The following is an 11,587-nucleotide window of genomic DNA, read 5'->3' on the forward strand; positions in this document are numbered from 1 at the left end:
AGGCTGCCGTTCGCCTGGTCCGGGGTGTCCCTGTGGGCGTCCGGGGCGCGTGAGCTGCGCGTACGGATGACCCCGGTCGGTACCGACACGGTGTCCCTCGAACTGGCCGACACCGCGGGCGAGTTGGTCGCCACTGTTGAAGCGCTGACCCTTCGGGAGGGCGCTCTCACGGGAGCGGATCCGAACCGCCAGAACCTCTTCCAGGTCGACTGGGCGAAGGTCCCCGCCGAGCAGAGCACCACCGCACCGCCGGACCGGCCCCGCACCGGACTCCCGGCGCCCGGCGAGACCGTCACCGGTGACGTCCTCGTCCGCGTCGACCGCCCGTCCGGCGACCTCCCTGAGGCCACCCACGCCCTCACCGCGCACGTCCTGGACCTCGTACGCCAGTGGCTGGCAGACGAGCGCTTCGACAGCGCCCGGCTGGTCGTAGTGACCCACGGCGCCGTCGCACCTGGCGGCCACAACGAACCCGACCCGGCTCTGGCCGCCGTGTGGGGTCTGGTGCGCGCTGCCCGTGCCGAGGCACCCGGGCGGTTCGCCCTGCTGGACATCGACGACGTCGCCGAGTCCTGGTCGGCCGTGACAAGTGCCCTGGGCTCCGGCGAACCGGAGTTGGCGATCCGTGAGGGAGTCGTGTACGCCCCCCGCTTGGGCCGCGCCTCCACTGGCATCCTCACAGCCCCTGGGTCAGCGTGGCGGCTGGATATTGCGAAGAAGGGCACGCTGGATGGGCTCGCGCTCACGCCGGTCGAGCGGATGGAACTGGGTGAGGGTCAGGTCCGTGTTGCGGTGCGTGCGGCGGGGGTGAACTTCCGGGATGTGCTGAACGCGCTCGGTATGTATCCGGGGGATGCGAGGGACTTCGGTCTTGAGGGCGCGGGTGTGGTTACCGAGGTGGGCCCGGGTGTGAGTGGGCTGGCCGTGGGTGACCGGGTGTTCGGCATGTTCTCCGGTGCTTTCGGACCCATGGCTGTCGCAGACGCGCGCACGATTGCGCGTGTTCCGGGAGGGTGGTCGTTCGCGCAGGCGGCGTCGGTGCCGATTGTGTTCCTGACGGCGTACTACGCGCTCAGGGACCTCGGTGAACTGCGTGCGGGTGAGCGGGTGTTGGTGCATGCCGCCGCTGGTGGTGTGGGTATGGCTGCTACCCGGCTTGCCCGGCACTTCGGTGCCGAGGTGTTCGGTACGGCGAGCGTTGGTAAGTGGGATGCTCTGCGGGCGGCGGGTCTGGACGACCGGCACATCGCTTCGTCGCGTGACACGGACTTCGAGGCGGCGTTCCTGGCCGTGACCGATGGCGCCGGTATGGATGTGGTTCTGGACTCGCTGGCCGGTGAGTTCGTGGACGCCTCGCTGCGGCTGCTGCCCCGGGGTGGGCGCTTCCTGGAGATGGGCAAGACCGACATCCGTGACCCGGAGTCGGTCCCCGGCGGTGTGCTCTACCGTGCCTTCGACCTGTGGGACGCCGGGCCGGACCGGATCGGGCAGATGCTCGCCGAGCTGGTGTCGTTGTTCGAGGCGGGAGCGTTGGAGCCGCTGCCGGTGACATGCTGGGACGTGCGTCGGGCTCCGGACGCCTTCCGGTACCTGTCGCAGGCCCGTCACATCGGCAAGGTGGTCCTGACGGTTCCGGCGCCGCTGGACCCGGAGGGCACGGTCCTGGTCACCGGTGGCACGGGCGGCCTGGGCGCACTCGTCGCCCGGCACCTGGTCACCGAGCACGGTGTACGGCACCTGCTGCTGGCCAGCCGCCGCGGCCCCGAGGCGCCGGGCGCGACCGAACTCGTAAAGCAGCTCACAGAGTTGGGCGCTCAGGTACAGGTGGCCGCCGTCGACGTGGCCGACCGCGACGACCTGGCCGCCACCCTGGCCGGTCACCGGCTCACGGCCGTGATCCACACGGCGGGCATCCTGGACGACGGCGTGATCTCCGCGCTGGCCCCCGACCGGCTCGCCCGCGTCCTGCGGCCGAAGGTCGACGCCGTCACGCACCTGCACGAACTGACCCGCGACGCGGACCTGTCCGCCTTCGTCGTCTTCTCCTCCGTTGCCGCCACCTTCGGCAGCGCGGGCCAGGCCAACTACGCCGCAGCCAACGCCTTCCTCGACGCCTTCGCCAGCGCCCGCCGCACGGCTGGTCTCCCCGCCACCTCCCTCGCCTGGGGCCCCTGGGCACCCGGCGCCGGAATGACAGCCGAACTCTCCGAGGCCGACCTGCGCCGCATGGCGCGAGAGGGCATGCGGCCCCTGGACCCGGCCGAGGCTCTCGCGCTGTTCGACACTGCCCTGGCCTCCGGGGCGGGTCTCGAACGCGCCGCCGTCCTCCCGGTCGACCTGGAGGTCGCAGCGCTGCGCAAGCGCGGGCAGGACGTCCCCGCACTCCTGCGCGGCCTGGTCCGCGCACCCGCGCGCCGGGCTGTGGAGGCGCAGGCCGGTCCCGGAGGAAGCGCAGACCTGAGCAAGCGGGTTGCCGGGCTGCCCCCGGCCGAGCGCGAGAAGTTCCTGCGGGACCTCGTGTGCGGCCAGGTCGCCTCGGTCCTGGGACACGGGTCCGCCGCCGACGTCGACGCCGAACAGCCCTTCAAGGCCCTCGGCTTCGACTCCCTCACGTCGGTCGAACTGCGCAACCGCGTCAACGCCGCGACCGGTATGCGACTGTCCGCCACCCTGGTCTTCGACCACCCGACACCGGCCGTCCTCGCCCGACACCTGCTCGCGCAGCTCTCCGAGGGCCAGGACGACACGGTGTCCTCCGCCACCCCGCTGCCCGCAGCACTCGGCACCAGTGACGACCCGATCGTCATCGTGGGCATGGCTTGCCGCTTCCCCGGTGGGGTCGGCTCACCCGAGGACCTGTGGCGGCTGGTCAGTGAGGGCGGCGATGCCATCGGCACCTTCCCGACCGACCGAGGCTGGGACCTGGACGGCCTGTTCGACCCCGAGCCGGGCCGGACCGGGCACACGTACGTCCGCCAGGGTGGTTTCCTCTACGACGCCGCCGAGTTCGACGCCACGCTGTTCGGTATCTCGCCGCGTGAGGCCCTCGCCATGGACCCGCAGCAGCGGTTGCTGCTGGAGACCTCGTGGGAGGTGTTCGAGCGGGCCGGGATCGACCCCGCGTCGCTGCGCGGCTCCCGCACCGGCGTATTCGCCGGCGCTATCACCCAGGACTACGGCTCCTTCATGCGGGCCGGAGAGCACGACTCGGACGGCTACCTGCTGACCGGCTCCACCGGCAGCGTCGCCTCCGGACGCATCGCCTACACCTTCGGCTTCGAGGGCCCTGCGGTCACTGTCGACACGGCCTGTTCGTCCTCGCTCGTCGCCCTGCACCTCGCCGCCCAGGCGCTGCGCTCCAACGAATGCGACCTCGCCCTGGCCGGTGGCGTCACCGTGATGGCGGGTCCGGAGATGTTCGTGGAGTTCTCGCGCCAGCGGGGCCTGGCCACGGACGGCCGTTGCAAGGCGTTCTCCGACTCGGCTGACGGCACCGCGTGGTCCGAGGGAGTGGGTCTGCTGCTGGTCGAGCGGCTGTCGGACGCCCGTCGCAACGGGCACCGTGTGCTGGCGGTCATCGCCGGTTCGGCGGTGAACCAGGACGGTGCCTCCAACGGTCTTACGGCCCCGAACGGTCCGTCCCAGCAGCGTGTCATCCGCCAGGCCCTCGCGGGCGCCGGTCTCAAGCCCGCCGACGTGGACGTGGTCGAGGCCCATGGCACCGGCACCCCCCTCGGCGACCCCATCGAGGCCCAGGCCCTCCTCGCCACCTACGGCCAGGCCCGCCAACACCCCCTCTACCTCGGCTCGTTGAAGTCGAACATCGGCCACGCCCAGGCCGCCGCCGGCGTCGGCGGCGTCATCAAGATGGTCATGGCGATGCACCACGGCGTCCTCCCACGCACCCTGCACGTCGACGAACCGTCGTCCCACGTGGACTGGACGGCCGGTGACATCACCCTCCTCACCCAGGAGCAGGAGTGGGCCCGGACCGAGGACCGCCCGCGCCGGGCCGGAGTCTCGTCGTTCGGTATCAGCGGCACCAACGCTCACGTCATCCTCGAAGAAGCCCCCGAAGCCCCCGAAGCCCCCGAAGCCCCGGCACACACCGAGCCCACCGAGACCCCGGCCATCGTCCCCGTAGTGCTCTCGGGCGCCGCCGCCCCGGCCGTACGCGCCCAGGCGGAGCGCCTCCTGAGCCTGCTCCGGAGTCCGGCCGCGCAAGATGCCCGACTGGCCGACATCGGCTGGGCGTCCGTAACCACACGCACAGCCCTGGAGCACCGCGCGGTAGTCCTCGCCGCCAGCCGCGACGAACTCCTCACCGGCCTCACCGCACTCGCAGAAGACAGGACAGCGGCCCCAAATCTCATCCGAGGCACCGCCCCCCGAACCGGCACGACCGCTTTGCTCTTCGCGGGCCAGGGCTCCCAGCGCCTGGGCATGGGCCGACAGCTCCACGCGACCTTCCCGGTGTTCGCGGACGCCTTCGACGCCGTCGACGCGGAACTGCCCTTCGATCTGAAGGCGGTCGTCTTCGGAGACGACGAAGAGGTCCTGAACCGCACGGAGTTCACCCAGCCCGCCCTCTTCGCCCTCGAAGTGGCCCTGTTCCGGCTGCTGGAGTCCTGGGGCGTCCGCCCGGACGTGCTCGCGGGGCACTCCATCGGTGAGATCGCCGCCGCCCACGTCGCCGGAATGTGGTCCCTGCACGACGCCTGCAAGCTGGTCACCGCCCGAGGCCGACTGATGCAGGCCCTCCCGGCGGGCGGCGCCATGGTCGCCGTACAGGCCTCCGAGGACGAGGTGTTGCCGCTGCTCGACGGGACCGGCGTCGACATCGCCGCCGTCAACGGCCCCCGGTCCGTCGTGATCGCCGGAGCGGCCGAAGCCGTCGAGCCCGTCGCCGCCCACTTCCGCGCCCAGGACCGCAAGGTCACCCCCCTCCGGGTCAGCCACGCCTTCCACTCGCCGCTGATGGACCCGATGCTCGCGGACTTCCGCGAGATCGCCGAGAGCCTGACCTACGAGCGGCCGCAACTCCCACTGATCTCCACCGTCACCGGCACCCTCGCGGACCCGGCCGAGCTGATGACCCCCGACTACTGGGTCACCCACGCCCGCCGCACCGTCCGCTACGCCGACGCCGTGCGTGCACTCGCCGCGCAGAACGTCACGCGGTACCTGGAGCTCGGCCCCGACGGCACCCTCACCGCCCTCGCCCAGGCCACCCTGGATATGGACGACACGGACGACACCGGCACCGCCGTACTCGTCCCCGCCCTGCGCAAGGACCGCCCCGAGCCCGAGACGCTGCTCTCCGCCGTCGCCGCGCTGTACACACACGGCGGCGCCACCGACTGGCGGGCCCTGTTCGGCGGAACGCCTACTGCCGCGCGCCGCGTCGACCTGCCGACGTACGCCTTCCAGCGGCGGCGTTACTGGCCGTCGGTCGGGCAGCGCCCCGGTGACCTGGCCGCCGCAGGACTCGGTGCGGCCGGGCATCCGCTGCTCGGCGCCGCCGTCGCCCTCGCCGGTGGCGGGACGGTGCTCACCGGGCGGCTCTCGCACCGTTCCCACCCGTGGCTGCGCGACCACGCAGTGCGCGGCGCGGTGGTCTTCCCCGGGACCGGCTGGGCCGAGCTGGCGCTGCGCGCCGGGGCCGAGGTCGGCTGCGACCGGGTCGAGGAGCTGACGATCCTGGTGCCGCTGGTGATTCCCGAGCACGGCACGATCCGGCTCCAGGTCACCGTCGGCGTCACCGACCCGACGGGACGGCGCACGGTGGAGGTGCACTCCCGTCCGGACGAGGCACCCGACGACACCCCCTGGACCCTGCACGCCGAGGGCGTCCTAGCCCCCGAAACCGAGCCCGCCGTGCCTGCCGGGCCCGCCAAGCCCGCGAACCACGCCGGTCCGGCCGCGCCCGCCACTCCCGGCTTCGACTTCACCCAGTGGCCCCCGACCGGCGCCGACCCCCGCCCCGTCGACGACGCGTACGAGCGGCTGGCGGCGGCCGGGCTGACGTACGGGCCCGTCTTCCAGGGGCTGCGGGCCGTGTGGCGGCGCGGTGACGAGGTGTTCGCCGAGGTCGCCCTGCCCGAGGAGCAGGAGACGCTCGCCGGGCGCTGCGCCCTCCACCCCGCGCTGCTCGACTCCGCCCTGCACGCTGTGCTGTACGGCCCCCTCGGCGAGACCGACGGCGCCGGACGGCTGCCCTTCGCCTGGAACGGGCTGTCGCTGTACGCCTCCCACGCGCGCGCCCTGCGCGTACGGATCGCCCCCGCCGGCCCCGACGCGGTCACCCTCGAACTCGCCGATCCGGCCGGCGGTGCGGTCGCCCGCGTGGACTCCCTCGCCCTGCGCGAGGTGCCGTCGGACCTGACCGCCGCAAGGCCCACCGGCGTCTACCGCGTCGCATGGACCCCGGTACCGCTCCCGACCCCGGAACCCGGTACCGCCGTCCTCCTCACGGACCGCGCCGCCGGCACCGGCCTCCTGGACACGCTCCCCGCCCGCACCCGCGCCGAACTGAGCCGCGCCGTCCACGACGGCGACCCCGCGCCCAGCACGGTGTTCCTGCCCTGGGCCCCTACAGACGCGACGGTTCACGCCACCGCCGCCGACGCGCTCGCCTTCGTACAGGACTGGCTCGCCGCCGCGGAGTTCACCGAGACCCGGCTCGTCGTCGTCACCCAAGGCGCGGTGGCCGTGGACGACAGGGAGGAGCCCGACCCGGCGCTCGCCGCCCTGTGGGGCCTGCTGCGTGCCGCCCGCACCGAGAACCCCGGCCGTATCGTCCTCGCCGACACCGACGCCACCCCCGCCTCCCGGGACGCGCTCCTCGCCCTGTCCGCCACCGAGGAGACGGAACTCGCCCTGCGCGAGGGCACGGCACTCGCCCCTCGCCTCGTCGCCCAGCCCCTCACGCCGGCCGTCGAAACGGCACCCCCCACCCACCTCTCCGACGGCACCGTCCTCATCACCGGTGGAACCGGCGGCCTGGGCGCCCTCGTCGCCCGCCACCTGGCCACCGAGCACGGCGTACGGCGCCTGCTCCTCACCTCCCGCCGCGGCCCCGACGCGCCCGGCGCCACCGAACTCGTCGCCGAACTGGCCGACCTGGGCGCCGAGGCGACCGTCGCCGCCTGTGACGTGTCCGACCGAGCCGCACTTGAGGCGCTGCTCGCGACGATTCCCGCCGACCGCCCCCTCACCGGCGTCATCCACGCCGCGGGCGTCCTCGACGACGGCGTCCTCGCCTCCCTCACCGGGGAACGGCTGCGGACGGTGCTGATCCCCAAGGCCGACGCCGCCGAGCACCTCGACACGCTCACCCGCGACCGGGACCTGGCCGCGTTCGTGCTGTTCTCGTCGGTGTCCGGTGTGTTCGGCGGAGCAGGACAGGCCAACTACGCCGCCGCCAACGCCTGTCTCGACGCGATCGCCCTGCGCCGCGCCCGGCGTGGACTGCCCGCCGTGTCCCTCGCCTGGGGCCCCTGGGCGCCCGGCGCGGGCATGACGGGCGGACTGGACGAGGCCGATCTGCGCCGCATGGCACGCGGAGGCGTCCGCCCGCTCGATCCCGGCCACGGTCTCGCCGTACTGGACGCCGTGCTGCGCCACCCCCAGGGCGCTCTGCTCCTCCCCGTCGACCTGGACTACCGCACTCTGCGCCAGCTCGACGACGTGCCACCGCTGTTGCGCGGTCTGGTCCGCGGGGGCGCACGGCGTGCCGCGCACACCGGCGGCCACGGCACCGGGGGCGGCGAGCTGCGCGCACGGCTCGCCGCGCTGCCCGCGGCCGAGCGGGAGCCGTACCTGCTGGAGACGGTCCGTGAGCTGGTCGCGCAGGTCCTCGGGCACGCGTCCGCCGCGGACGTGGCACCCGGCCAGGCGTTCAAGGCGCTCGGGTTCGACTCGCTGACCTCCGTCGAACTGCGCAACCGCGTCAACGCCGCGACCGGGCTGCGGCTGCCCGCCACCCTGGTCTTCGACCACCCCTCGCCCGCCGCACTCGCCCGGCACCTGTTGACCGCCCTCGCCGACGACGCGCCCGGCGCGCGGGGCGAGGCACTGCCCGTCCGGCGGGGCGTCGACGACGACCCGATCGTCATCGTCGGCATGGCCTGCCGCTACCCCGGCGGCGTCGAGTCGCCGGAGGACCTGTGGCGGCTGGTCACCGAGGGCGGCGACGCCATCGGCGACTTCCCGACCGACCGCGGCTGGGACCTGGAGGCCCTGTACGACCCCGAGCCGGGCCGCCTCGGCAAGACCTACGTCCGGCGCGGCGGGTTCCTCTACGACGCCGCCTCCTTCGACGCCGCCCTGTTCGGGATCTCCCCGCGCGAGGCCCTCGCCATGGACCCCCAGCAGCGGCTGCTGCTTGAGGTGTCCTGGGAGGTGTTCGAACGGGCCGGGATCGACCCGACCGGGCTGCGCGGCAGCCGTACCGGCGTGTTCGCCGGGGTCATGGGGCAGGACTACCACTCGTGTCTGCGCGAGGGCGAGCACGACTCCGACGGCTACCTGCTGACCGGCAACACCGCCAGCGTCCACTCCGGCCGCATCGCCTACACCTTCGGCCTGGAGGGCCCGGCGATGACCGTCGACACGGCCTGCTCGTCCTCCCTGGTCACCCTGCACCTGGCCGCGCAGTCACTGCGCGCGGGGGACTGCGATCTCGCGCTGACCGGCGGTGTCATGGTGATGTCGACACCGGACACCTTCGTCGACTTCAGCCAGCAGCGCGGACTCGCCTCCGACGGCCGCTGCAAGTCCTTCGGCGCCGGGGCCGACGGCACCGCCTGGTCCGAGGGCATCGGCATGCTGGTCCTGGAGCGCCTGTCCGACGCCCGCCGCAACGGCCACCGCGTCCTCGCCGTCGTCGCCGGGTCCGCCGTCAACCAGGACGGCGCCTCCAACGGCCTCACCGCCCCCAACGGCCCCGCGCAGGAACGCGTGATCCGCCAGGCCCTCGCCGGTGCCGGACTCACCCCCGCCGACGTGGACGCCGTGGAGGCCCACGGCACCGGCACCCCGCTCGGCGACCCCATCGAGGCGCAGGCGCTGCTCGCCACCTACGGACAGGACCGCGAACAGCCGCTGTGGCTCGGCTCGTTGAAGTCGAACGTCGGCCACACCCAGGCCGCCGCCGGCGTCGGCGGGGTCATCAAGATGGTGATGGCGATGCGGCACGGGCAGCTCCCGCGCACCCTGCACGCCGAAGAGCCGTCCCCGTTCGTCGACTGGAGCGCCGGCGACATCGCCCTGCTCACCGAGAACGCGGAGTGGCCCGAGCCCGACGGCCGCCCCCGCCGGGCCGGCGTGTCCTCGTTCGGCATCAGCGGCACCAACGCCCACGTCATCATCGAACAGGCTCCCGACACGGGGCAGGCCCAGCAACAGCAACCCGAGGAACCGGCCGAGCGGGAACAGGCCACGGAACCCGCCGAGTTGCCGGTGACGCCGATCCTCCTCTCCGCCGCCTCCGAGCAGGCCCTGCGCGGCCAGGCGGAGCGCCTGTGGGCGCGCGTCGACAGCGACCCCGCCCTGCGCCTGTCCGACCTCGCCCTCTCCACCGCCCGACGCCCCTGGCTGGAGCACCGCGCCGCCGTCCTCGCCGAGGACCGCGACCAACTCCTGCACGGGCTGCGCGCCCTGGCCGTCGGCGCCACCGACCCCGCCCTCCTGACCGGCACCGAGAGCCGGGCGGGCCGCCGGACCGCGTTCCTGTTCGCCGGACAGGGCTCCCAGCGCCTGGGCATGGGTCGACAACTCCACGCGGCCTTCCCGGTGTTCGCGGACGCCTTCGACGCCGTCGACGCGGAACTGCCCTTCGACCTCAGGGCGGCCGTCTTCGGCGACGGCGAAGAGGTCCTGAACCGCACGGAGTTCACCCAGCCCGCCCTCTTCGCCCTCGAAGTCGCCCTGTTCCGGCTGCTGGAGTCCTGGGGCGTCCGCCCGGACGTGCTCGCGGGCCACTCCATCGGCGAGATCGCCGCCGCCCACGTCGCCGGAGTGTGGTCGCTGCCCGATGCCTGCCGTCTCGTCGCCGCGCGCGGTCGGCTGATGCAGGCCCTCCCCGTCGGCGGCGCCATGGCCGCCGTCGAGGCTACGGAGAACGAAGTACTGCCCCACCTCACGGACACCGTGGGCATCGCCGCCGTCAACGGCCCGCGCTCGGTGGTGGTCTCCGGGGCGGCCGAGGCGGTGCAGGAGATCGCCGAGCGGTTCCGCGCGCAGGACCGCCGGGTCACCGCCCTGCGGGTCAGCCACGCGTTCCACTCGCCGTTGATGGAGCCGATGCTGGCGGACTTCCGTGCCGTCGCGGAGAGCCTGACGTACGACCGCCCCCGCATTCCCGTCGTCTCCACGCTGACCGGCGAGGCCGCCACCGCAGAGCAGTTGATGTCGGCCGAGCACTGGGTGGAGCACGTACGGCGCCCGGTGCGCTTCGCCGACGCCGTACGCGCCCTCGACGCGCAGGGCACCGGCCGGTACCTGGAGCTGGGCCCCGACGGCACGCTCACCGCGCTCGCCCAGGGCACCGTGGACGGCGACGAACCGCTCTTCGCCCCGCTGCTGCGCAAGGACCGCCCCGAACCGGCGAGCCTGGTCACCGCTCTTGCCGAACTGCGCCTGCACGGCGGGCGGATCGACTGGGACGCCGTTCTGCGGCCGACCGGTGCACGCCTCGTCGACCTGCCCACCTATGCCTTCGCCCGAGAGCGGTTCTGGCCGGAGGGCGCCCGGATCGGAGGCCGCCCCGACACCGCCTCCGCGGACCGCGCGGACTCCGCGTTCTGGACCGCCGTGGAGCGGGGCGACGCCGGCACCCTCGCTGATTCCCTGGGCGTGACCGAGGCGGCCCTCGAAGGGCTGCTGCCCGCGCTGAAGAACTGGTGGCACGGGCAGCGGGAGCAGTCCCGCGTCGACGACTGGCTGTACGGCATCGGCTGGAAGCCGCTCGGCGCCGTCTCCGCGAGCGCCCTGCCCGGCCGCTGGCTCACCGTCCTGCCTGCCGGGACCGAGGACGACCCCTTCGTGCGGTCGGTCCTGGACGCCCTCACCGCCCACGGCGCCGAGCCGGTCACCGTGCCCTGCCCGCCCCTGCCGGAGCGCGCCGATCTCTCCGCCCGCCTCACCGAGGCCGCGGCGGACGCCCCGGTCAGCGGCGTACTGTCCTTCCTCGCCCTGGCGGACCGCGGTGCCAGGGCGCACGTGCCCGCCACCGCCGTACTCATCCAGGCCTGGCTCGACACCGGTCTCACCGCCCCCGTCTGGGCCCTGACCTCCGGCGCTGTCCGCGTCAACCGTGCCGACCGCGCGCCCGACCCCGCGCAGGGCGCCGTCTGGGGTCTCGGGCGGGTCGCCGCGCTGGAGCACCCCGACCGCTGGGGCGGGCTCGTCGACCTGCCCCCGCTGGTGGACCGGCGTGCCGCGGGCCGCCTCGCGGGCGTCCTCGCGGGCCGCGCCGGTGAGGACCAGGTGGCGATCCGGGCCACCGGAGTCTTCGGGCGCCGGGTCACCCGTACGGCGCCCGGCAGCCTCGGCGCGGGCTGGCGGCCCTCCGGCACCGTGCTGG

The 11,587-nt window shown here is 73.9% G+C and carries 1 protein-coding gene; it reads left to right on the top strand.

The annotated features are described in order from the left end of the window. Positions 1-11,587 (top strand): type I polyketide synthase (locus tag GA0115233_RS38105; RefSeq protein WP_141689633.1); only part of this gene is annotated, 11,587 nt, incomplete at both ends.

The organism is Streptomyces sp. DI166 (assembly GCF_900091315.1).
GTDB lineage: Bacteria > Actinomycetota > Actinomycetes > Streptomycetales > Streptomycetaceae > Streptomyces > Streptomyces fuscus.